Source organism: Streptomyces sp. NPDC050546, from assembly GCF_044457425.1.
GTDB lineage: Bacteria > Actinomycetota > Actinomycetes > Streptomycetales > Streptomycetaceae > Streptomyces.
The window spans coordinates 1-23,421 of the sequence record NZ_JBITGX010000015.1; the positions used below are offsets into that span (position 1 = coordinate 1).

Consider the following 23,421-nt stretch of genomic DNA (forward strand, 5'->3'; position numbering starts at 1 on the left):
CTACGAACGCAAGCCCGAACACTTCCTCGCCTTCACCGCCATCGCAGCGACCCTCATATGTCACCGCCGACTCACCAACTGAAATGACGTCTAAGCCTGGTCTCAGGTTGATCGGGGACAATGAGCGGTAAAAACATCGACTGGGAGGGGGCGGGCCGGCGTGCGGATCATGATCGCGGATGATGAAGCGGCCATCCGTGAGTCGCTGGAGCGGGTGCTCCAGGTCGAGGGCTACGACACCAGCACCGTCGCCAACGGTTTCGCCGTGCTCGACGGGGTCGGTGGGGCCGGCGGTGACACGCTGGATCTGCTGATCCTCGACGTGATGATGCCCCGCCTCGGCGGGTTGGAGACCTGCCGGCGGTTGCGGGCCGCGGGTCGGGATCTGCCGGTGCTGATGCTGACCGCCCGTGACCAGGTCTCCGACCGGGTCACGGGGCTGGACGCGGGCGCCGACGACTACCTGCCCAAACCGTTCGCCACCGAGGAGTTACTGGCCCGGGTGCGGGCCCTGCTGCGCCGGCGCACGCCGACCGACGAGGAGTCGCAGATCCTGTCGTTCGCCGACGTCCGGCTCGATCCCGACAGATTCGAGGCGTGGCGGGGCGAGCGGCCGCTGCGCCTGACCCGGACCGAGTTCTCCCTCCTGCAGGTCCTGATGCGCAACGCGACCCGGGTCTTGACCCGCGACGCGCTGTTCGAGGCGATCTGGGGCTTCGACATGAGCGCCACCGCCAACAACCTCCAGGTGTACGTGAGCTACCTGCGCCGCAAGCTGGAGGCCGAGGGCGAGCCGCGATTGATCTACACGCTGCGCGGCCTGGGATACACGTTGCGGGAGACTCCTCCGTGAGCAGGCCCGCCGGCCGGGAACCGCGCCGGCTGACCCGTTGGTGGCGCCGGCGGTCCCTGCGGACCAGGCTGACGGTGATCGCGGCGACGGCCATCGCGGTCAGCGTGTTCGTGGCCTTCCAGGTGGCCAGCGAACTACTGGACTGGGAGCTGCGGGACACCGCCGAGAATCAGCTGCGCGCCGACTCCCGCGTCCTGGCGACGAACGCGCAGCGCGCCGGTCTGGCGCAGGTCCAGCTACCGCCGTATCCCGGATCCGGTCGCCTGGTGCGGGTCATCCTGCCCGACGGCTCGACCCGGACGCCGGCCGGCCAACCCGAGCTGCCCCCCGTCAGCGAGCACGCCGGGCGCGTGGCGCAGGGCGAGGTGACCGATCTGATGGAGACGAAGGACAGCGACGAAGAGGGCTACCTCATCTACACGCTGCGGGCGGGCGACGGCGCGGTGCAGGTGGCCCGCGCCGCCGACGACAGCCCGATCAACCGGTTCGGGTTCGGCATGCTGCTGATCGGGCTGCTCTGCGTGGTCGGCGGCGCCCTCGTCGGGCGGACCGTGGCGCGGGCCGGGCTGGCACCGATCGACCGGCTGACCGCCGCCGCGGTACGTGTCGCGCACACCCGGGATCTCGACGCCGACGTCCCGGATGAGGGCGGTGGGGAGATCCGGCGGCTGATCCGGTCGATCAACGACATGCTCGCCGCGCTCCGGGACTCCCGGCGGGCCCAGCGGCTGCTCGCCGAGGACGCCGCCCACGAGCTCAAGACCCCGCTCACCAGCCTTCGTCTCAACGTCGAGCTGCTGATCCGGCTCGATCGGCGCGGCACCCTGGACAGCGCACTGCCGGCGGAGAGCCGGACCCGGCTGCTCAACGATCTCGGCGCCCAGGTGGCCGAGTTGAGCACCCTTGCCGCCGAGCTGACCGATCTGGCGCGCGGTGACGTCAGCGACGAGAACACCGAGCTGCTCGACCTCGCCGACGTGGTGGTGGCCGCCGTGACCCGGGCGCGTTCCCGCGTGCCCGACATCGAGGTCGCGCTCGACGTGACCTCCGTGTGGGTGAGCGGGCGTCCCGCCGCGCTCCAGCGGGCGGTGCTCAACCTCGTCGACAACGCCGGCAAGTGGTCCCCCGTGGACCAGCCGGTCCACGTCCGGCTCCGTGCCGAGGGCGCGTCGGCGGTGCTCGAGGTCGACGACGCCGGGCCGGGCATCGACGCCGCCGACGTACCGCGGGTGTTCGACCGGTTCTACCGTGCCGACAGCGCCCGGGCGTTGCCGGGATCCGGGCTGGGTCTTTCGATCGTGCAGCGGGTCGTCGACGCCCACGGCGGCCGGGCCACCGTCGCCCGCTCCGCACGCGGCGGCGCGCTGCTTCGGGTCGACCTTCCGGCCGCGGCCCCGCCCGCCCCGATCCCGCGGCGCACCGCCGGGGAGGACACCGCGGTGCGCTGACCCACCCCGGCGCGTGGCGCAGGACCGGGCGGCGACCGTCGGGCCCATGAAAAGATCCGGGACGGGCCTGGGGCCCCGTCCCGGATCTCGTCCGTGCCGCCGCGCTCACCGTTGCAGCGCGGGCTCCTCGCCCTTGGCTAGCGACTGTTGACCGGCCGGCAGCTCCGCCGCCGGCCGGGACAGCCGGCTCGGCCACCAGATCCGCCGGCCGATCAGCAGGGTGAGGGCGGGCACCAGGACCGACCGCACCAGCAGGGCGTCGAGCAGCACGCCGAAGGCGACCAGGAACCCGACCTCGATCAGCATCACCAGCGGAAGTGTGACGAGGACCGCGAACGTGGCCGCCAGGACCAGACCTGCCGAGGTGATGACGCCACCGGTGGCGGACAGGGCTTTGAGCATGCCCTCTCTGGTGCCGAGGCGCACGGTCTCCTCCCGGGCCCGGCTGGCCAGGAAGATGTTGTAGTCGACGCCTAGCGCCACCAGGAACAGGAATGCCAGCAGCGGCACCGAATTGTCGATGCCCTTGAATCCGAGGATCGTGTCGAAGACGAACACGCTGCCACCGAAGGCCGCGGCGAATGAGACGATCACGGTGGCCATCAGGACCAGCGGGGCCAGGATCGCGCGCAGCAGCAGCCCGAGGACGATCAGGACGACGGCGAGCACCAGCGGGATCACCAGCTTCTCGTCGCTCTTGGTGGTCACCTCGGTGTCGAGGTTCTCCGCACTCGGCCCGCCGACGATCGCCTCCGCCCCGCTCACCGCGTGCACGGCGGTGCGCACCCGCTTGATCGTGTCGTACTCCGCGACGGTGTCCGGCGCGTCCTTCGGGAACACGGAGATGTTGGCCCAGCCACCGCTGGTCTGCTCCGGGATGGCCTGGGCCACACCGCGAGTGTCCTTGACGATGTCGAGCACCTGCTCCTGGTGCGCCGGTCGCATGAAGATCGTCATCGGCTGGCCGCCGAGCTCCGGGAAGTGCTTGCGGAGAACGGTGAAGCCGGTGACCGACTCCGGCGCGGACAGGAACTGGTCCTGCTCCCGCAGGTTGCCGGTGTTGCCCGCCAGCCCGAGGGCGAGCACACCGAGGACGCCGAGCGAGCCGAGCGTCGCCACCCACCGGCGGCGGCTGATGGCGGTGCCGAGCCGTCCCCACAGCCCCGGCTTCTGCTCCATGGCCGTGCCGAACCGCGGGATGGCCGGCCAGAAGATCCGCCTGCCGAGCACCACGAGCACCGCCGGGAACAGCGTCAGCATGGCCACCAGCGCGCACAGGATGCCGGCCGCGCCGATCGGGCCCAACCCGCTGGTGCTGTTCAGGTCGGCGACGAGCAGGCAGAGCAGGCCGGCGATCACGGTGGCCGCGGACGCGACGATGGCCGGCGCCGCGCTGCGCAGCGCGTGGACCATCGCGACCCGGACGTTCTGGTGGTGGTGCAGAGTCTCCCGATATCGAGCGATGAGCAACAGCGCGTAGTCCGTGCCGACGCCGAACACCAGGATCGTCAGCAGCGCCGAGTTCTGGTCGTTGACCACGATGCCGAAGCCCTTGACGAGCAGGTAGACGGTCGCCATCGAGGTCAGTGCGGCCGCGCCCACGGCCACGAGCGGGATGAGCCACAACACCGGGCTGCGGTAGGTGAGGATGAGCAGGAGCGTGACGACGACGATGGTGGTGAGCAAGACCTGCACGTCGATGCCGTCGAAGACGGCGTCCATGTCGCCGTCGATCGCGGCCGGGCCGGTCACGTCGAGTTCCAGGCCGCCAGGGCGGTCCTTCGCGGCGTCACGCAACGGGCCGACGATGTCCTCCGGTGCGCCGTAGGTCGTGCTCACGTCGAGGGTGAACGTCATCGCCTTGCCGTCGGTGGAGCGGCTCGTCGGTGGGCCCTCGTCGTCGTCACCGGCCGGGGCCGCCACCTTCGGCGGGTACCGCTTGGCAAGGGTGTTGTAGTGGCGCTCGACCGTCGCGCGGTCGGCGTCGGTCATGCCGGCGGCGCGGTGGTACACGAAGACGAACGTGTTGTCGTCACCGTCGGGGAGCTTGTCCTCCAGTACCGCGACCTTGGTGGACTCGGCGCCGGCCGGCAGGGTGTCCGCGGCTCTGTCGGTGGTGACCGAACTCAACTTTCCGCTCAGCGGCACCATGAACACCGCCAGCGCCAACCACAGGCCAATCACTAACCACGGCACCCACCGGCCTGCCAACCGACCGGCCGGCGCTTCCCCGGACGGCGCTGCGTTGACTGCCATCACTAGCCTCCTACATACGGGTTGCATCGCTCATCTGATGCCTACTTCCTAATGAGCGAACCTGAGACCACCGTTAGAGCCTGTGAAGCAACCGGCGTCCGTTGTAGAGGGTGATGTTGATCATCGATGTCCTGTGGTGGGTGCGTCGCGGTGAATCGTCCGCACCTCGGGCTGGGTGAGCATCGTGGCCCAGCGTTCCTCGTCGTCCACGATGGACGCCATGATTAGTAGAACTCGACGGTGTTCACCCGGTTGACCAGGTCCTGTCCGTCCAGCAGCCGGGTGGCGTTGGCGGCGAAGAGTTCGGCGATGAGGCGGTCCTCCGAGGCGTCGAGCGCGGCGGTGTGCGGGCTCACCAGCACCCGGTCGTGGTGCCAGAGCGGGCTGCCGGCCGGCAGCGGCTCCGTCTCGAAGACGTCCAGCGCGGCGAAGCCGACCCGGCCGGAGTCGAGCGCGTCGGCGAGTGCCGCCTCGTCCACGACGGTGCCACGCCCCACGTTGACCAGCGAGGCCCCGGGGCGCAGGGCGTCGAAGAACCGCTTGCCGAGGAGGTGTTCGGTCGCCTCCGTTCCGGGGAGCGTGTTGACGACGGCGTCCACGGTGGGAGCCACCTCGGTGATGCGGTCGGGGTGCACCACGGTGGAGACGCCCGGGACGGTGACGTCCCTTCTGCTCGTACCGATGACCGTCGCGCCCAGGGCGTGCAGTGCCGTCGCCACGGCCCGGCCGATCCCGCCCAGGCCGAGAACGAGTACGGTCTGGCGGCTCAGCTGCCCCATCGTCCAGCGTCCGCTCCATTCGCCCTCGCGCTGCTGGCGGTTGAGGCGGGGCAGGTCCTTGGCTCCCGCGAGCACACCGAAGACGGCGAACTCGGCGAGCGGACGTCCGTGCACCCCGGCCGAGGTGGTGAAGAGGACCCGGCCGAGCTCTTCGGCGTTCAGGCCGGCGGCCTTGACCTGCCCGCCTCCGCCCGCGGCCATGGTGTGCACCCAGCGCAGGCGCGGGTTGGCCCGGACGGCGCGGGCCAGGGCGGCCGGGTCCACGTCGGGGATCCCGTACAGGGCGTCGGCCGAGTCGATCGCCGACTCGTAGGCGCGCTGCTGCTCCGGAGTGCGCTGCCAGCCCGGCTCGCCCGAGAAGTCCGCGGGCCAGCGCATCGGGGGCAGCAGGGAGTGGTCGAGCACGAGGTCGATCCGAGGCTCGAGACGCCGGATGTGCGCGGCGTTCTCCTCGGACAGCGGGGCGGCGACGGCGACGCGCAGGCGGTCAGGCACCCGGTCCCGGCCGGTCACCGGACGGCCTGGGCGCGCAGCGCCTCGACCTCGGCGTCCAGCGCGGCCTCGCGGGCGACGATCTCCTCCACGGCCTGGAGTGCCTCCTCGGCGCGGTGCGGCGGGATGACGATGACGCCGTCCCCGTCGGCGGCGACGATGTCGCCCGGGTTCACCACGACACCGCCGATGGCGACGGCCTCGCCGATCGTGCCCGGGCCGTTCTTGAAGGGCCCGGCGGGGGTCAGCCCCCGTGCGAAGACCGGGACGCCGAGCCGTTCGATGATCGCGGCGTCGCGCACAAAGCCGTCGACGACCGCACCTGCGGCACCGTGCAGGGCGAACCGCTGGGCGAGGTTGTCGCCGATGATCGCGCGGCCGTCGTAGCCGAAGGCGTTGATGACGAGGACGTCGCCGGGGCGGATGTGCTCGAGCGCCTCGATCACGGCCTTGTTGTCGCCCGCGACGGTGAGGACCGGGAGTGCCGTGCCGACGGCTGTGGCGCCGTTCCAGATGGGTGCGATGCCCCCGTCGACGATGTTCAGCCGGTCGAGGGCGTCGCCGAGGTTGGCCACGGAATGGGCGCGGAACCGCTTGAGCACCTGCTCGTCGACGCGTTCCCACGCCGTGTTGACGCGCACGTTGTCCTGGGTCATCGCAGAGTCCTTCCAGAAAATGCGAAAGCTTTCGCGTTTCGCGTCAGCCAGTGTGCATCCATCGGACGTGCGGCACAAGAGGTGACCGACGGGAGCGGTCGGGGTGAGAGTGCGAGTTCGACGAGAGGGTGAACGGATCCTTGACCGCCCGAGAATGCGAACCTATTCTCATTCGCGATTCCAGTCGCAACTCGGCTCCGGTGCTGTTCCGCGGTCTTCCACCGTGACACCTCCGCCCGCCCCCTCAGACGCGGGCCGCATGCGAACAGCACCGAGTCACCCGCCCCTGAGGCACTGTCACCGCTTTCCCCTCCTGGCCCCACCTCCGTGGGCGCAGCTCGGCGCATGAGCGATCACCGGCACCCCCTCCGCTCGGCGCGCGATCCTCAGGACACCGTCCCCGGAGTCCGCGACACCGAAAGTGAACGCGTATGACAACGTCAGATCGGCTCGACATCCCCTCAGACCGTGACGAGGCATCGTCACAGACGCCCGGCGCGGCAGCGGTCGACGTCGTCTCCGCCAACCGCAAGGTCGTCCGCAAGGCCACCGTCGCGGGCTCGATCGGCTCCTTCGTCGAGTGGTACGACTACGGCATCTACGGCCTGCTCGTCACCTATCTCGCGATCAACATCATGGGAGAGGCCGAGGCCGGAGGTCTCTTCCTCACCAACGTCGGCTTCCTGGTCAGCTTCGTCGCCCGCCCGTTCGGCAGCGTGATCTGCGGCTACCTCGGGGACAAGCTCGGGCGCAAGGGGCTTCTCGCGGCCCTCCTGGTACTGATCTCCGCCGCCACCGCGGCCATCGGCCTCATCCCCTCCCACGCCGTCATAGGCGTGGCAGCCCCCGTCCTTCTGGTACTGCTCCGGGTGCTGCAGGGCTTCTCCGCCGGCGGCGAGGTGGCCGGCGCCATGTCCTTCGTCGGCGAGTACGCGCCGGACGCCCGCCGCAACTACATGATGAGCTTCATCGCCGTCGGCTCGTTCGTCGCCCTGATGTTCGGCAGCGCCTTCTCCGCCGTCCTCATCACCACCCTCGGCGACGACTCCATGACCTCCTGGGCGTGGCGGGTGCCCTTCCTGCTCGCCGTCCCGCTCGGCTACGTCGGCTTCTACATCCGGCGCCGGCTGGAGGAGACCCCGCACTTCAAGGCGCTGCGCGAGCAGAACACCGTGGTGCGCAACCCGCTCAGGGAGGCCTTCACCAACCCGCGCCATCTGCGGGCGATCGTCCTCACGATCTTCCTCCCGGCCCTCAACGGCCCCGGCTACTACCTGCTCTTCGTCTACATGCCGACCTACTTGAAGACCTCGCTCGGCGAGCACAACTTCTCGATGCTGCGTGCGCTCACGGTCACCGCGGTCAGCCTGGTCGCCATCGTCGTCTGCATCCCGCTCATGGCCCGTCTGTCGGACCGGATCGGCCGCAAGCCCGTCCTCGCCGGCTCGGCCGTCGCCATGGCAACCGTCTCGTACCCGATGTTCCGGCTCATCACCACCGGCGAGTTCGGGCTCGCCTGCATCGGTACCGTAGTTCTCGCGATCGCCTTCTCCGGGCACGCCGCCGTGGTGCACACCGTGCTCGCCGAGATGTTCCCGACCACCGTGCGCTACTCCGCCTACAGCATCGGGTTCAGCCTCTCGACGATCATCTTCGGCGGCAGCGCCCCGCTGGTGATGACCGAGCTCATCGAGTCGACCGGCTCCAACCTCGTCCCGGCGTTCGCCTCCATCATCACCGCCCTGATCACCCTGGTCACGATCGCCTTCCTGCGCGAGACCAAGGGCCGGCCCCTCGCGGCCCGCTGAATCATCCCCCCACGAGGAGAGACACCATGGGAATCAACTCCGTAGCCGTCGTCGCCGACCTCGGCGAAAGCTTCGGCAACTACACGATCGGAGACGACGGCGCCCTGCTCGGCCTGGTCACCTCGTCGAACATCGCCTGCGGCTTCCACGCCGGTGACCCGCGCATCATGGACCGGACGGTCGCCGACTGCGTCGAGCGCGGCATCGAACTGGGCGCCCACCCCGGCTACCCCGACCTGGTCGGCTTCGGCCGCCGGCTCATCGAGGCCACCGAGGAGGAGATCCGCACCGACGTCCTCTACCAGCTCGGCGCCCTGGACGCCTTCGCGCGGGTGCACGGCGGCACCATCAGCCATGTCGCCCCGCACGGCCGGATGGGCTCCATCGCGCAGACCGACGCCAAGCACGCCCGCGCCATCACCGACGCGATCGCCGCTTACAACACCGACTACATCGTCATCTGCCAGCGCGGTCTGCTCGCGGAGGAGTCACGCAAGCGCGGCCTGGAGGTCGGCTACGTGTTCCTCGCCGACCGCGGCTACGGCGACGACGGCATGCCCGTGCCGCGCTCCCACGAGGGCGGACTCATCCACGACCCGGAGCTGATCGGCGAGCGCTCGGCCCAGGTCGTACGGGAGGGGACGGTGCGCTCGGTCGAAGGCAACGTGGTCCCGCTCGGCCACGACGCCGACGTCCTGCTGCTGCACGGCGACCACCCGTCCGTCCTCGCCAACGGCACCGCGCTGCGCGCCGCGCTCGACAAGGCGGGCATCCACGTCGGCGGCCTGCGCGAGGTCCTGGCGCAGAAGGCGGAGGTCGCGCTCGCCGGCTGAGGCGGCGCGCACCAGGTGATGAGCACAGCACAGTACGGCGCCCTCACCGTCGAGCCCTACGGGGACTCGGCGGTGATGGTGACCATCCCGCATGCCGACCAGGCCGTCCGCAGGGCCGGGATCGTGGCGTTCCGCGACCGCTTCCTGGCGCACCGCCCGCACGGTGTGCTCGACGTCGTCTCCGGTCTCGAGTCCCTGCTCATCGAGTTCGACCCGCTGCTGACCGCGCTCGAGCACGTGGAGTACGCGGCGCGGCTGGTGGCGCGGTGGGCTCCGTCGCCCGCGGACGGACCGGCCCGCTCACGGCAGGTGCGGACGTTCGCCATCCCCGTGGTCTTCGACGACGACACCGGCCCCGATCTGGTGTCCGTCGCCGACGAACTCGGCCTGGCCACCACCGATGTGGTCGAGGCGATCGCCCGGTCCACCTTCACCGTCTGCCTCCTCGGGGCGGCGATGGCCCCGATGATGGACGGGCTCAAGGTGCCCCGGCCGGTGCGCCGGCGGGCCGAGCCGCGCACGGACGTCGCCCCCGGCGCCGTCATGATCGCCGGGACCAACGCGATCATCCAGCCGTTCCCCGGCCCGACCGGCTGGCGCGTGGTCGGGCGTACGCCGCACACCATCGTCGACATCTCCCGCCCGGACCCCGTGTCGTTCGGCACCGGCGACGTCGTGCGCTTCGTCCCCGTCACCCGGGACGAGGCCGAGGCGCTGGGCGAGGGCTTCCTGCTGCCGACGGAGGTGGCCGTATGACGACCGTGACGCTCGACTTCACCAGCACCGGATGGATCACCACGTTCCAGGACCTCGGCCGCAGCGGCACGGAACAGCGCGGCGTTCCCACCGGGGGAGCGGCCGACCAGCACTCGGCGGCCGTGGCCAGTCTCCTCGTGGGCAACCCCCGCGGCGCGACCCTGCTGGAGAATCTTGGCGGCGAGCTGGCCCTCGTGCCCGACGCCGATGTGCTGCTCGCGGTGACCGGTGCGCCCGCCCGGGTCACCGTCGCGGGCTCGCCCGCCGACACCTGGTCGCCGCTGGTCGTGCCCGCGGGCCACGAGGTGCGGATCCGCGGGGACATGAGCCGGGGGACCCGCACATATCTGGCGGTGAACGGAACGCTGAGCACGGAGAAGCTGCTGGGCAGTGCCGCCCCGGACGCCCGGATGGGCTTCGGGCAGACCGTCGCACGCGGCTCGCGTGTCCTGCTGGAGTCGGCGTTCCGGGGATTCAGGCACCGGCCGTTCGAGGCGCGGCTGTTCCGGCTCCCCGTGCCCGTACCGCGCTTCGACGACGGACCGTGGGTCGTCGACGTCGTCCCCACCCCCGGCATGCGGACGATCGCGGGGATCCGCGAGGTGATCGAGGAGGCGACGTACGTGGTCACGCCGCGCTCCGACCACGTCGGGCTCAGGCTCGACGGGCCGGTGCTCCACCCGGACACCGACACCGAGATCGTGTCGCACGGCGTGCCCATCGGGGCGCTGCAGATCCCGCACGCGGACGAACTGATCGTCCTCGGCCGCTACCGGAGCCTGACCGCCGGCTATCCCGTCGTCGGCGTCGCCGCACGGGCGTCCCTGCCCCTGCTCGGGCAGGCCGGGCCGGGGCGGGAACTCAGGTTCCGCTGGATCGACCGCGAGACCTCGCTGCGCCGGTTCGCGCACCGCGAGTCCGAGGTTCGCGCGCTCGGACGGGCGGCGGCCGAGGCATTCGGCGCACTCGGATTCACGGCGGCCTTGCCCGCACCCACATCCGAGAACCTGCCCCAGCCCTTGCCCCAATCAATCTGAGAATCTATTCTCATATGCAAGGTGAATCTCATATCACCGATGGAGGAGAAACGGTGACGACATCGTCCGGCGCGATCGCGCTCATCACAGGAGCCGGCAGCGGAATGGGGCTCGAGACCGCGCGACTGCTCGCCCGGGACGGCGCCGCCGTGGTCCTGATCGGACGCAGACAGGAGGCCCTCGACAAGGTCGCCGCCACGATCCGCGCCGAGGGCGGGACCGCTCTCGCACTCGCCGCGGACATCACCCGCGCGGACGACGTGAGCCGCGTCCTCGACCGGGTGCGGAGCGAACTCGGCCCGGTCGACATCCTCGTCAACAACGCGGGCAGTTCCTCGTCGGTGCTCAACCCGCAGTGGCTCCCGCACGACGAGTGGCGCCAGGTCCTCGACGTGAACCTCACCGCCGTCTTCCAGCTCACCCAGGCCGTCCTGCCCGACATGCTCGACCGCGGCGCCGGGACCATCGTCACCGTCTCCTCGCTCGCCGCCGTCAACCCCAACCTGCTCGGCGGCGCCGCCTACGGCGCGGCCAAGGCGGGCGTACGCAACTTCATGACCTTCCTGCACAACACGTTCCGCAACCAGGGCCTGCGCGCCATCACCGTGCTGCCCGGCGAAGCGGACACCCCCATCCTCGACCACCGCGCCCGCCCCCCGGCGCCGGAGGAACGCGCCGCCATGGTGCGGCCCGAGGACGTCGCCGAGGCCATCCGCCTGGCCGTCGCCCTGCCCCAGCGCGTCGTCCTCCAGGAGATCGTCGTCGCCCCCACCCGCCAGCGCGACGTCTCCGCCGACCTCGAGATCAGCCGCCTGGCGGGCGCCCCCGCCGACGCCGCACCGCAGGCCTGACCACCCCGTCACCAGGAGGAGCGCATGCCGCCCACCGTCACCACACAGCCGCCCCTGTACGACACGGCCGCCGCCGTCGCCCGGATCGCCGCCGCCTCCCGCCGGACACAGCAGCCGCAGTCCCGGTCCGACCTCGTCTCCCTCGCGATGGGCGAACCCGACTTCGACACCCCCGAGCGGGTGACCGAGGCGGCCCACGCCGCGCTGCGCGCCGGCCGCACCCACTACTCACCGCTGCTCGGCGAACCGGCCCTGCGCGAGGCCCTCGCCGCGAAGCTGGCCGACACCGCCGGGACCCCGGTGTCCGCCGGCGACGTCCTGATCACCCAGGGCGGCACCGCCGGGCTGGCCGCGTCGATCCTGTCCCTCGTCGACCCCGGTGACAAGGTGGTCGTCCCCGACCCCACCTACTCCCTCTACGGAGACCTGGTCGCCATGGCCGGCGGCACCGTCGTCCCCGTCCCGCTCGCACCCGACCTGCACTGGGACCTCGACCGGCTCGCCGACGCCCTCACCGGTGCCAAGCTCTTCGTCTTCTGCAACCCCGTCAACCCGACCGGCATCGTGCACGGCCGGGAGGAACTCGAAGCGCTCGCCGCCCTCCTCGACGGCACCCCCACCATCGTCATCTCCGACGAGGCGTACTCCGACCTCGACTACACCGGCCGCCCCTTCACCTCGGCGCTCTCCGTCGACGGCCTGCGCGAACGGACCGTCTACTGCCAGACGTTCTCCAAGAGCTACGCGATGACCGGCTGGCGCGTCGGCTACCTCTGGGGTCCGTCGCCGCTCATCCAGGCGGCAGCGCGCATCCACAACACCTTCAACGGCTCCGTCAACACCGTCGTCCAGGACGCCGCGCTGGCCGCGGTGGAGAGCTGCGACGACGACGTCGCCCGGATGCGCGCCGCCTACCAGGAGCGCGGCGAGCTCATGCGCGGGGAACTGGCCGCGATCCCCGGCCTCACCCTCAGCGCACCCGAAGGCGCCTTCTACCAGTTCCCGCGCTACGACATCGATCTGCCGTCCGTGGAGGTCGTGGCGGCGCTGCGCACCCGGCACGGCGTCGCCGTCCGGCCCGGGAGCGAGTTCGGAGCGCGGGGTGAGGGGCACCTGAGGCTGTCGTACGCTGCCAGCCCGCAGTCCATCACCGAAGGTGTCCGCCGCCTGGCCGCCGGTCTTTCGGCCCTGCGATGAGCACCGTCCCGTACACGACGAGGAATCGACCCATGCGCAGTGACTCCGAGCGCAACCGCAGGCACCTCATCAAGGCGGCCGCGCGACTGTTCGAGAACTCGCCCACGCCCGTCAGCCTCGCCGAGATCGCCAAGCACGCCGAGGTGTCCACCGCGACGGCCTACCGCCACTTCTCCTCCGTCGAGGAGGTGCTGCACGCCTTCCGCGCCCAAGTGGGCTCCGAACTGCAGGACTTCAGCGCAGCGCAGACCACCCGCGGCATGACGAAACTCGAGGCGGTGTCGAGGCACTGGGTCTCCCTCGTCCTCGAACACGGCGGCGCGATGGCCCAGATGCGCTCGCACCGCGGCTATCTGGAGCGCCTGCGCGAAGGAACCGGCTACCTCGCGCCGCAGGCCGAGGCGCTCGCCGAACCGCTGCGGCAGACCACCCAGGAGCTCGGCCTGGAAGACCTCGGCGACGAAGCCCTCTATCTGTGGAACGCGCTGTTCGACCCGCGCGACATCCTCGACCTCATCAAGAGCGGACGCACCGAGGACGAGGCCGCCGGCCGCCTGGTGGCCGCACTGCGCGGTGCCCTGATCGGCTGGGCGGAGGCGGACAAACTCTCCCGAGACTGACAGGAAGACCCGGGGCGGCGGTTCCCCCGTCGACGCCGGCCCGCGCCGCGGAGCGCCCGCCGGTGAGTAATTCGGCGCGCTCGCGCGTGGTGGTGGGTGTCCGCCATCGCGAACAACCGAGCATCCGGCCGGCACGAGTCCGGCCCGCACCTGAGCGAAGAGAGACGACGCACATGGACGTCAGCGCCCACATCGAGGCTGTCTACGACACCCTTCGCCGACGGGACCCCGGGGAGACGGAGTTCCACCAGGCGGCACACGAAGTCCTGCACGCCATCGGCCCCGTGCTCCGGGCCCACCCGGAGTACGCCGAGGCCCGGATCGTGGAGCGGCTCTGCGAGCCCGAGCGGCAGCTGATGTTCCGGGTCCCGTGGGTGGACGACCAGGGCACGGTACGGGTCAACCGCGGTTTCAGGGTGGAGTTCAACAGCGCGCTGGGGCCCTACAAGGGAGGCCTGCGCTTCCATCCCAGCGTCAACCTGGGCATCGTCAAGTTCCTCGGCTTCGAGCAGATCTTCAAGAACGCGCTGACCGGCATGGCGATCGGCGGCGGCAAGGGCGGGTCGGACTTCGACCCCAAGGGCCGCTCGGACGCCGAGGTCATGCGCTTCTGCCAGGCGTTCATGACGGAGCTGTACCGCCACCTCGGCGAGCACACGGATGTGCCCGCCGGGGACATCGGGGTGGGCGGCCGCGAGATCGGCTACCTCTTCGGCCAGTACAAGCGGATCACCAACCGCTACGAGGCCGGTGTCCTGACCGGCAAGCCGGTCGGCTGGGGCGGTTCGCACGCCCGCACCGAGGCCACCGGCTACGGAGCGGTGTACTTCGCCCAGGCGATGCTCGCCACCCGCGGCCAGGACTTCGACGGACGCCGGGTCGTGGTCTCCGGGTCAGGAAACGTCGCCGTCTACGCCGCCGAGAAGGTCCACGCCCTGGGCGGCCGCGTGGTGGCCTGCTCCGACTCCTCCGGGTACCTGGTCGACGAGGACGGCCTCGACCTGGACCTGCTCAAGGAGGTGAAGGAGGTGCGCCGGGCCCGGGTCTCCGCCTATGCCGAGGCGAAGCCGGCCGCGCGGTTCTCCGCCCGGGGGTCGGTGTACGACGTGCCGTGCGACATCGCCCTGCCGTGCGCGACCCAGAACGAGCTGGGCCCTCAGGACGCCGTCGCGCTGGTGAAGAACGGCGTGCTCGCCGTGGCCGAGGGCGCGAACATGCCCTGCACGCCCGAGGCGATCGAGGTGTTCCGCGAGGCACGGATCCTCTTCGCCCCCGGCAAGGCGGCCAACGCGGGCGGGGTCGCGACCTCCGCGCTGGAGATGCAGCAGAACGCCTCGCGCGACAGCTGGACCTTCGAGCGGACGGAGGACCGGCTCGCGACCATCATGGGACAGGTGCACGCCCAGTGCCGTGTCAGCGCCGAGACCTACGGCGGCGACGCCGACGACTACGTCCTCGGCGCCAACACCGCCGGCTTCCTCCGCGTCGCCGAGGCGATGACGGCCCAGGGCGTCGTGTAAGCGGGCCGTCGACGTCACCGACGGACGGCGGAGCCCACGGCGAGGACACGATCACGCAGGACGGGCAGTTCGGAGCGGATCCGGGCGACCTCGCCCATGTCGGCCTCCACCGTCACCGTCTCCGCCGCGGTGCCGGCCTCGCCCAGGACCGTCCCCCAGGGGTCGACGGCCACGCTGTGCCCGCCCTGCCGCATACCGCCATGGGTGCCCGTGGCGCAGCAGGCCAGCAGGAAGACCTGCTCCTCCAGGGCTCTCGTGCGGGTCAGGAGCTGCCAGTGGGCGAGCCGGGCCGCGGGCCAGGCGGCGGGCACCACGATCAGCTCCGCCCCTGCGTCGATCAGGCCCCGGAAGAGCTCGGGGAAGCGCAGGTCGTAGCAGATGGCGAGGCCGATCACACCGAATTCGGTGGGCACGGTGACGATGTCGCCGCCCCCGCCCATCATGGTCGCCTCACCCGTGTCGAAGCCGTACCGGTGGATCTTGCGGTAGTGACCGCGCAGGTCACCGGCCCGGTCGAAGAGGAGGGCGGTGTTGTAGAGGGTCCCGTCCCCGTCGCGTTCGACGATCGATCCGGCGTGGAGCCAGACCCCGGCCGCACGCGCCGCGGCGGACATGGCCTCGGCGGTGGGGCCGTCGACCCCTTCGGCGTCGCGCCCCCAGCCCTCGTACGCCCAGGCGCCGGCCGTCCACAGTTCCGGCAGGACCACCAGATCGTCGCCGGCCCGGCCGCGGACCAGCGCGGCCGCCCTGCGGCGGCGCTCCTCGGCGGAGTCCGACGCGTCCACGGACAGCTGTATCAGCGAGGCTCGCATGACTGTCACCTCCGGGAGAACCCGTTCCCTACGAGCGTAAGGAGCCGGACGCGCATCCCGCCTGTTCTCAGGGCTCCCGCACCAGGCCGGCGATGTGCGCGGTGACCGTGTCGAGGATGCCCGACCAGGCGTCGTCGTCGCCGAGCACGAGGTAGTTGAGGGTCAGGCCGTCGGTCATGGCGGCCAGGTAGCGCGCCAGGACCGGGGCGGGGACGCGCAGGCGCAGGCCCATGCTCTGCCGCAGCTGGTCGATGAGCTCGATGTACGCCTCGGCGTACAGCTCGTACTGGCGCCGCGCCAGATGCTCGAAGCCGGGCTGGCGCAGCGCGTACTGCGTGAGCTCATAGGTGAGCATGTGCTCGTCCGGGTGGGCGCGGACGTGCTCCCAGTACGCCTGGAAGCCCGCCCGTACGGTCTCCTCGAGGCCGGCCCTGGGCCGCAGGGCCTCCTTCACCACCGTCACGTAGTGCCTGGTGATGGTGGTGATGACGGACTCGATCAGCTCCTGCTTGGAGTCGAAGCAGTAGTGGAAGACGCTCAGCGAGACGCCCGCCTCGGCGGCGATGGACCGGGTCGTCGTCCTGGGGACGCCGTCCCGGGCCATCGCCCTGATCGCCGCTTCGGTGAGCTGTCGCCGCCGCTCGGCGGACGGCAACCGTGCCATGGAACCCCTCTCGTGGGTGTCAGCCGCCGTGGACCGCGACTTCGGAGAGGGAGTAGCCCCAGCCGGTACCGCGCTCCAGCCCCTGGACGCGTACGTACCTGGCCGGTGTGCCGGTGAATCTCGCGGTGTCCAGGCCACCGTCACCCGCCGTCGTGGACCAGGCGGTCCGCCAGTTCGCTCCGTCCGTGGAGAGCTCCACGCGGTAGGACTTCGCGTAGGCGCGCTCCCAGTCGAGAGTGACCCGCTCGACGTGCCGGGTGGACCCGAGATCGAGCTGATACCACTGGTCGTCGCTCCAGTCGCTCGCCCAGCGGGTGCCGCCGTCACCGTCCACGGCCCGGTGCGGTTTGTAGCTCGTGAACAGGCTCCACTCCGAGGAACTGGCCGACGCGGTGGAGCCGGCCGCGAGATTGACCCCGGCCTCGTGGTTCTCGGAGGCTCCCCAGGTGTCGAGGTAGGACTCGGCGCCGCGGAAGAGGTCGTCCACCACGTCCTGGCCGCCGACCCGGCGGATGTCCTCGATCCAGTCCGGGACGAGGCCGTAGTGGGCCGCTCCGTCGGTGTTCAGGTCCCAGGTGCGCTGACCGGTGGTCTGCCGGTCGATGACGGAGCCGCCGTCGACGCTCTTGAAGGGGTAGGTGACCTTGTTCGGGGCGTCCGCGCCGCGCGGGCCCGGCCAGCCGCCGACGCCGTTCATGTCGGTGCCGTAGCCGTAGCCCACCCCGTACTTGTCGCGCAGGGCCTCGGTGCGCTTCGCCTCCGAGATGAAGCCCTCGGAGCCGTGCATGTACTGGGCGATGAAGCCGCCGAGACCGTAGACCCGCTCGGTCCAGTCCAGGTCCATCCAGCTGTGCGAGGAGAGCACGCCGGGGTAGGACTCGGCCTCGAAGATGTCGAGCACCCGGCCGGTGGCCTTGACGCTCATATGGTCGATCTCCAGCATCATCCCGCGCTTCATCATGCCGCGGGTGGCGTACTCGCCGAGTGCGGTGAGTCCTCTGACGTTGCACTGGGCGTCAGCGCTGTACGAGGGGACCTCCTCGCCGGCCGGGAGCTTCTTCTCGGCCGCGGCCGCCGAGGCGTTGCCGATGGGGTTGTCGTGCTGGGGTCCGGTGCACTTCTCCGTCTTCCAGTACGTGCCCGTCGACAGGAACTGGCCGACGTTGATGGCCGTTCCGAGCGAGCCCGAGTCGAAGCGGACACCGCACAGCGCGTTGTCGAACTTGTGGCACAGGAACATGCTGCGCACGCCCAGCGCGTGCAGTTCGTCCAGGCCCTTGTCGATGTCGGCCCTGCTGCACTGCGCGATGTCGAGGATCTGCTTGCAGCCGAAGGGCTCGGACGTCTCGACGCCGAGGACGACCGCCAGCTTGCCCTGCTTGACGACCTCACGGGCCTGCGCGCTGTCGGTGACGATCCGGAAGAAGCCCTTGCCCGGACCCCCGTAGATCTTGTCGATGTAGGCCTGCATGTCGTACGTCAGCCTGGCCTGCAACCGGATGGACGTCATCTCGTCGCAGCTGCGGTCCTTGAAGAAGTAGACCGAGCAGATCACGCCGTTGGTGACGAGGTCGTTCACCAGCACCCGCTGGCCGCCGCGCCAGGCCCGCTCGACCCAGGCGTAGTAGTTCTGCTGGTGCGTCAGCGAGTCGTGGGCCGGCCAGTCCTTGAAGGTGGGCCAGCCGTTCGGGTCGTGCTTGCCGTCACCGCCGTTGGTGATGAAGTCGAAGATCGCGAGCGAGCCGTCCGGGTAGTGCTCGGGACAGTCCTTGAGCGCGTCCGCGACGCCCTGCTCGGAGAACGGCTTTCCGCAGATCAGACGGCCGCCGAAGGCCTCGTTGGAGAAGATGTGGTCGTGTGCGTCGACGAAGCCGCGGACCTCGCCCCGGTCGTTGGTGCCGGTGAAGGGCTCCCCCGTGACGTTGACCCCGGAGTCCGGCGCGGGCCGCGCGGTCGGGTTCCACCAGTCGGTTCCGGCCGCCGAACTCGGTGTGGGTCCGAGCGCGATGGAGAGCACGAGCAGGAGGAGCGACACAACGGTGATGTTCTTGCGTCTGCGGTACGGGCGTCCGGAACTGATCACAGCCCACGTCCCTTGGTCGGCGGGATGGCGGGGTCGACGTATCGGGCCGTCCTGGGCCTTGTGGGCCGGGGAGCGACAGCCCGATTGTCATGACCTCGCCCATGGTGCGACGAGGATGACCACTACCGCCGTACGAGTCAAGAGTCCGGGACAGATGACCTACTGACGGGGCATCAGAGATCCGTTACCGGCGAGAGCCGGCTCCGTGTCGACCGAGCCGCCTGCGCACGCCCGTCACCAGCCCGACCGGCGCCACGCGCAGCACCACGGCTCCCTTCGAGCCGCGGGGGAGTGGCTTGGCGCAGTAGGGGCGGCCGAGCCGGGCGGCGCGGAACCAGCGGGTGCCGGTCAGTCCCTTCAGCGGCGGGACGGGAATCCGGCTGTTGGGCTCGTCCGTACGGAGGGTCAGCGTCCACCTCCCCGGAGGCAGATTCCTGACCGGCAGACGGGCGGTGAAGCCGATGCTTCCGCCGTCCCGCGCGTACCGCAGGGGCACCTCACGCACCGAGCCCGAGTCGCTTTCGGCGCGCAGGGCCGTGGGCCCGGGGCGGCCCGCGGCTTCGTCGGTCATGCGTCCGGTGACGACGAGCGTGCCGGGCGCGTCCCAGGCGATTGCCGTCACGCGGCAGACCGGCTCGTCCTCGGTCCGCCGGATGTCCAGGGAGAAGTTCCCGTAGGGAGTGAAGAAGGGGCGCGCGGTGGTGGCCATGACCCTGCGCCGCAGTGGGGCGGTCCGCTGGCCGTTCGCGTCCGTCCGGGTCTGCCGGAGCCTGACGATCCGGCTGACTCCCTGGACACGCACATCCAGGTGGAGGTCCCACACCCCGGCGCCCAGCGGTGCGCCCGAGTCGACGGTGCTCAGGTCCACCTCGACAAGGAAGTCGGTGGCCAGGTCATCGGGCTGAGGGGAGTCGTCGTGGACGGTCACGGGCACGCGGATGTCCGGGTGCGGGAAGCCACGCGGGCGCAGGATCAGCCGGGTGGTGGGCTCGAGGGCGCCGAGAGACTCGATACGGGCGTGGCCGGCGAGCCGGAGCACACCGCCGTCGCCCGTCCACGCCGCTTCGGCCAGTTCATGGCGGACCGGGAGCCGGTCCGTGGCGTCGAAGCAGATGTCCGGGACCGCCTTCACCGGGTCCCGGAAGAAGGGGTGGCACCAGTAGACGCGGCCCTTGTCGACGACGTTGCCGCGCGCCGCGTCGTCCTTGGCGTGCCGGGCCACGGTGCGGAGGTCCTCGTACCGGTCCGCGCGCAGGAGGTGGACGATGAGCCGGTCCGGCGGGGCGAGCTGCTGGAAGACACCGTCGGTCACATAACTCAGTGCCCAGTGCCGGAACTGCGGATAGAAACGCTCCCGGGCCTCCTCTTCGTTCTCTTTGTGCAGCAGGCCGCGCAAGGGCCCGCACAGCTCCCACTCCACGTGGCGGCGCATGATCTGGTCCCGGCGCGGGCCGGGTTCCAGACAGCGGGCCACCGTATCGAAGCACAGCCGGGTGCCGTCCATACGGTGGGCCAGGCCGGCGGCGGTGAGGGTGAGATTGTTGCCGTTCTGGCGGTTGCGTGAGTAGTAGCAGTCGTAGTCGGCCACCACGGAGATGCCGTCGGCGTTGAGGAAGGCCGCGGCGGTGAACGGCTTGTCCTCGCAGTTGCGGTACGGCGGGAACCTCAGGTCCAGCCGCTCGATCAGCGAGCGCCGGAACAGCTTCCAGCAGCCCAGCGTGCGGTAGGCGGCGGAGGAGAAGACGTCGGTCCGGGGCTGGTTGTGCGAGAAGACGGCCGTCGGTACGGCACGTCCGCCCACGGACACCATCTTGCCGAGGACCACGTCGGTGCGGTTCTCGTCCGCCATGGCGACCATGCGGCGCAGGGCGTCGGGGCCCAGGTAGTCGTCGGAGTCGAGGAAGAAGACGTAGTCACCGCGGGCCATGTCCAGACCGGTGTTGCGCGGGCCTCCGGCTCCGCCGCTGTTGGGCTGGTGGACGACGCGCAGGCTGGGGCAGGAGCGCGCGAGCCGGTCCAGCTCCTCCGCTGTGCCGTCGGTCGAGCCGTCGTCGACCGCGATGATCTCGATCCTGTCCAGGCCGAGCGTCTGCTCCATGGCGGATCTGACGCACTTCGTCAGTTCCGGCATGGAGTTGTACGCGGGGATGATCACGCTGACGCGGGGCGGGTTCGTACGGAGCATGACGACTCCAATCTCCTCGGAGCTTCCGGCGCGTCCCGGCCCGGCCGCCCCGCGAGAGGCGTCCTCCTACGCCGACGGAGTGGGTGAACCACCCGTTCGGGCGTTGCGTACGAACAGCGCGTGCAGATCACGCACGGCCCGGGGGACCGAGACGGCATGGCGGCGCTGCAGCACCAGCAGCACATCGGTCTCGTCCCCCGCCAGCGGCCGGACCGTGAGGGTGCCCCGCCGCTCCAGGGGATCGCCGAGGACGCTGAAGTCGGGCAGCACCGTCGCCCCGAGCCCCTCGGCGACCATCAGCTTGCCCATCTCGGCGCCGTCGGTGGAGTACGAGAAGGACGGTGTCCGGCCGCGCAGCAGCCGGTGGACGTAGCGGTGCATGACATAGCCGGACCGCATCACGATGAGCGGTTCGGCGAGGAGGCTGTCCACATCCACCGCGTCCAGGGCCGCCAGCGGGCTGTCCGGGCGTACGCACACCACCGGCCGGCCGCGCAGCAACTCGGTCGTCTCGAAGCCGGGCGGCATGTCGTCGCCGTGGAGATAGTTCACCAGCCCCAGGTCGAAGGCGCCCTCCAGCAGCCCGCGGTGGATGTCGGCCTGCTGTGCGCCGACCACCTCGACCTGGGTGGCCGGATGCGCGGAGCGGAACTCCCGCACGGTCGGGATCAGCAGCGGAACGGTGGCCGTGTTGACCGTGCCGAGCCGCACCATCCGGCTGACGCGGTGCTGGTCGCCGGCCGCGCCGCGCAGCCGGTCCACCGCCTCCAGCACCGTCATGATGTGCGGCAGCAGCTCCCGGCCCTCGTCGCTGACCTTCGCCCCCGAACGCTTGCGCTCCAGCAGGTCCACACCGAGCTCCCGCTCCAGATTGCGCACGGTCTCGCTCAACGCGGGCTGGGACAGATGGAGTTCCTCGGCGGCGCGCCGCAGCGAACCGAACCGGGTGACGGCGGCGATGTATTCCAGCTGTTCTGTGCGCACGACAGGAGACTGCGTCCCCCGCGGGGCCGGTTCAAGGGAATCCCTGTCACAACCTCGTGAATACCGACTCTCACCATGTGGAATCACCACCGGGTCTTCTTGACCGGCGGGACCCACGCTTGGTTGGATCGTCGACATGAAGCGACCGGACCTCACGCAGCGACGCCACGTCGATCTCGCGCGTGTCTCCAGCTCCTGCTGTCGCAGCCGCGTCTGAGCGCAGCGCACCCGAGGGAAACCCTCCCACCCGCTTTCCGCGCTCTCTCCGTATCTGAATTCCGGTCCCGGACGCTCTCCGTCGTGCTGACGGCTTTCCCGCGACCGTCGCTCCAGCGCGCCTGAATTCCCCTCGCGAGCACGCTTTCCGTGCGACGCCTGTGTCTTTCGCGTGCCTTTCCGCTCTTCCCGGGAGTTCCCCATGCCCGTACCGCCCGCATCCGAGCCCGTCCGTTTCGCCTACTGGGTGCCCAACGTCAGCGGCGGCCTCGTCACCAGCACCGTCGAACAGCGCACCGACTGGGGCTACGACTACAACCGCGAACTGGCCGTCCTCGCCGAGAAGAACGGCTTCGACTACGCCCTCAGCCAGGTCCGCTACATGGCCAGTTACGGTGCCGAGAACCAGCACGAGTCGACCAGCTTCAGCCTCGCCCTGCTGCTCGCCACCCAGCGCCTCAAGGTCATCGCCGCCGTCCACCCCGGCCTGTGGCACCCCGGCGTCCTCGCCAAACTCGGCGCCACCGCCGACCACCTGTCGAACGGCCGCTTCGCCGTCAACGTCGTCAGCGGCTGGTTCAAGGGCGAGTTCACCGCCCTGGGCGAGCCGTGGCTGGAGCACGACGAGCGCTACCGGCGCGCGGAGGAGTTCATCACCGCCCTGCGCACCATCTGGACCGAGGACCACGCCGAACTCGCCGGTGACTTCTACCGGGTGCGCGACTTCTCCCTCAAGCCCAAACCGCTGAACACCCCCGAGCGCCCGCACCCCGAGATCTTCCAGGGCGGCAACTCCACCGCCGCCCGCGCCATGGCAGGCCGGGTCTCCGACTGGTACTTCAGCAACGGCAAGGACTTCGCGGGCGTCACCGAGCAGATCGACGACGTACGCGCCTCCGCCGCCCAAGCGGGCCGCACGCCCCCGAAGTTCGGACTCAACGGCTTCCTCATCGCCCGTGACACCGAGGCCGAGGCCCGCGAGCAGCTCCGTGAGATCGTCGCCCACGCCGACACCGAGGCCGTGCACGGCTTCCGCGACGCCGTCCGGCAGGCCGGGCGGTCCACCGCCGACGGCAAGGGCATGTGGCAGGACTCAAGCTTCGAGGACCTCGTCCAGTACAACGACGGCTTCCGCACGGGCCTCATCGGCACGCCCGAGCAGATCGCCGAACGGATCGTCGCCTACAAGCGGCTCGGAGTCGACCTCTTCCTCCTCGGCTTCCTGCACTACCACGAGGAGGTCGAGTACTTCGGCAAGCGGGTGCTGCCCCTCGTACGCGAACTGGAGGCCGAGGAAGCCCACTTCGAGCCCACGGCTTCCCACGCCTGATCTCCCCCGCCCGCCCGAGTACAGCCACGAAGGGAAGAGCC

Annotated in this window: 20 protein-coding genes; 12 read left to right on the plus strand and 8 right to left on the minus strand. The window is 70.5% G+C overall.

Annotated features, from left to right (window positions below; translation table 11 throughout):
• Positions 1 to 160 precede the first annotated feature (160 nt).
• Together ACIBK5_RS31800 and ACIBK5_RS31805 are read left to right on the plus strand one after the other, a co-directional pair.
• Positions 161 to 853, plus strand: coding sequence for a response regulator transcription factor (locus tag ACIBK5_RS31800; protein ID WP_399024915.1), 693 nt, complete (start codon positions 161 to 163; stop codon positions 851 to 853).
• A complete protein-coding gene (locus ACIBK5_RS31805) occupies positions 850 to 2,301 on the plus strand; it encodes an ATP-binding protein (RefSeq protein WP_399024917.1) in 1,452 nt (483 codons plus the stop codon). The genes ACIBK5_RS31800 and ACIBK5_RS31805 overlap by 4 nt, the downstream gene beginning before the upstream one ends.
• 105 nt (positions 2,302 to 2,406) lie before the next feature.
• Here ACIBK5_RS31805 and ACIBK5_RS31810 read toward each other — a convergent pair whose 3' ends face one another.
• The 3 genes from ACIBK5_RS31810 to ACIBK5_RS31820 all read right to left on the minus strand — a co-directional run bounded on the left by ACIBK5_RS31810 (position 2,407) and on the right by ACIBK5_RS31820 (position 6,484).
• Entirely contained in the window at positions 2,407 to 4,557 is a 2,151-nt protein-coding gene (locus tag ACIBK5_RS31810) for an MMPL family transporter (RefSeq protein ID WP_399024919.1), read from the minus strand.
• A 224-nt stretch (positions 4,558 to 4,781) separates the two neighbouring features.
• Complete coding sequence (locus ACIBK5_RS31815; protein ID WP_399024921.1) at positions 4,782 to 5,831, minus strand: D-2-hydroxyacid dehydrogenase; 1,050 nt, start codon at positions 5,829 to 5,831, stop codon at positions 4,782 to 4,784.
• A 14-nt stretch (positions 5,832 to 5,845) separates the two neighbouring features.
• The gene (locus tag ACIBK5_RS31820; protein WP_399024923.1) at positions 5,846 to 6,484 is read right to left on the minus strand and encodes an RraA family protein; all 639 of its coding nucleotides are present in this window, start codon (positions 6,482 to 6,484) and stop codon (positions 5,846 to 5,848) included.
• Positions 6,485 to 6,915: 431 nt separating this feature from the next.
• On the opposite strand from ACIBK5_RS31820, the gene ACIBK5_RS31825 reads away from it, so the two are divergent.
• The 8 genes from ACIBK5_RS31825 to gdhA all read left to right on the plus strand — a co-directional run bounded on the left by ACIBK5_RS31825 (position 6,916) and on the right by gdhA (position 15,106).
• Entirely contained in the window at positions 6,916 to 8,292 is a 1,377-nt protein-coding gene (locus ACIBK5_RS31825) for an MFS transporter (protein WP_399024925.1), read from the plus strand.
• A gap of 26 nt (positions 8,293 to 8,318) precedes the next feature.
• Positions 8,319 to 9,125 (plus strand): LamB/YcsF family protein, encoded by an 807-nt coding sequence (locus ACIBK5_RS31830; protein WP_399024927.1) that lies wholly within the window; start codon positions 8,319 to 8,321, stop codon positions 9,123 to 9,125.
• Positions 9,126 to 9,143: 18 nt separating this feature from the next.
• Positions 9,144 to 9,881 (plus strand): allophanate hydrolase subunit 1, encoded by a 738-nt coding sequence (locus ACIBK5_RS31835; protein ID WP_399024929.1) that lies wholly within the window; start codon positions 9,144 to 9,146, stop codon positions 9,879 to 9,881.
• On the plus strand, positions 9,878 to 10,918 hold the full coding sequence (locus ACIBK5_RS31840) for a biotin-dependent carboxyltransferase family protein (RefSeq protein ID WP_399024931.1): 1,041 nt from the start codon (positions 9,878 to 9,880) through the stop codon (positions 10,916 to 10,918). Before ACIBK5_RS31835 ends, ACIBK5_RS31840 begins: the two co-directional genes overlap by 4 nt.
• Before the next feature lie 53 nt (positions 10,919 to 10,971).
• Positions 10,972 to 11,769, plus strand: coding sequence for an SDR family oxidoreductase (locus ACIBK5_RS31845; RefSeq protein WP_399024933.1), 798 nt, complete (start codon positions 10,972 to 10,974; stop codon positions 11,767 to 11,769).
• 24 nt (positions 11,770 to 11,793) lie between these two features.
• A complete protein-coding gene (locus ACIBK5_RS31850; protein WP_399024935.1) occupies positions 11,794 to 12,966 on the plus strand; it encodes a pyridoxal phosphate-dependent aminotransferase in 1,173 nt (390 codons plus the stop codon).
• 32 nt (positions 12,967 to 12,998) lie between these two features.
• A complete protein-coding gene (locus tag ACIBK5_RS31855) occupies positions 12,999 to 13,586 on the plus strand; it encodes a TetR/AcrR family transcriptional regulator (RefSeq protein WP_399024937.1) in 588 nt (195 codons plus the stop codon).
• A gap of 173 nt (positions 13,587 to 13,759) precedes the next feature.
• On the plus strand, positions 13,760 to 15,106 hold the full coding sequence (gdhA, locus tag ACIBK5_RS31860) for an NADP-specific glutamate dehydrogenase (RefSeq protein WP_399024939.1): 1,347 nt from the start codon (positions 13,760 to 13,762) through the stop codon (positions 15,104 to 15,106).
• A 14-nt stretch (positions 15,107 to 15,120) separates the two neighbouring features.
• Here gdhA and ACIBK5_RS31865 read toward each other — a convergent pair whose 3' ends face one another.
• The 5 genes from ACIBK5_RS31865 to ACIBK5_RS31885 form a co-directional block, all read right to left on the minus strand.
• The gene (locus tag ACIBK5_RS31865; RefSeq protein ID WP_399024941.1) at positions 15,121 to 15,918 is read right to left on the minus strand and encodes a nitrilase-related carbon-nitrogen hydrolase; all 798 of its coding nucleotides are present in this window, start codon (positions 15,916 to 15,918) and stop codon (positions 15,121 to 15,123) included.
• Between the two features lie 67 nt (positions 15,919 to 15,985).
• Complete coding sequence (locus ACIBK5_RS31870) at positions 15,986 to 16,582, minus strand: TetR/AcrR family transcriptional regulator (protein ID WP_399024943.1); 597 nt, start codon at positions 16,580 to 16,582, stop codon at positions 15,986 to 15,988.
• A 19-nt stretch (positions 16,583 to 16,601) separates the two neighbouring features.
• Positions 16,602 to 18,665: a discoidin domain-containing protein gene (locus ACIBK5_RS31875; RefSeq protein WP_399024945.1), complete on the minus strand. Its 2,064-nt coding sequence runs from the start codon at positions 18,663 to 18,665 to the stop codon at positions 16,602 to 16,604.
• A gap of 184 nt (positions 18,666 to 18,849) precedes the next feature.
• Positions 18,850 to 20,850, minus strand: coding sequence for a glycosyltransferase family 2 protein (locus ACIBK5_RS31880; protein WP_399024947.1), 2,001 nt, complete (start codon positions 20,848 to 20,850; stop codon positions 18,850 to 18,852).
• Between the two features lie 66 nt (positions 20,851 to 20,916).
• Positions 20,917 to 21,834, minus strand: coding sequence for a LysR family transcriptional regulator (locus ACIBK5_RS31885; RefSeq protein WP_399024949.1), 918 nt, complete (start codon positions 21,832 to 21,834; stop codon positions 20,917 to 20,919).
• 136 nt (positions 21,835 to 21,970) lie between these two features.
• On the opposite strand from ACIBK5_RS31885, the gene ACIBK5_RS31890 reads away from it, so the two are divergent.
• Both ACIBK5_RS31890 and sfnG read left to right on the plus strand, forming a co-directional pair.
• On the plus strand, positions 21,971 to 22,051 hold the full coding sequence (locus tag ACIBK5_RS31890) for a putative leader peptide (RefSeq protein WP_382487002.1): 81 nt from the start codon (positions 21,971 to 21,973) through the stop codon (positions 22,049 to 22,051).
• Between the two features lie 201 nt (positions 22,052 to 22,252).
• Positions 22,253 to 23,380, plus strand: coding sequence for a dimethylsulfone monooxygenase SfnG (gene sfnG, locus ACIBK5_RS31895; protein WP_399024951.1), 1,128 nt, complete (start codon positions 22,253 to 22,255; stop codon positions 23,378 to 23,380).
• Positions 23,381 to 23,421: the final 41 nt, after the last annotated feature.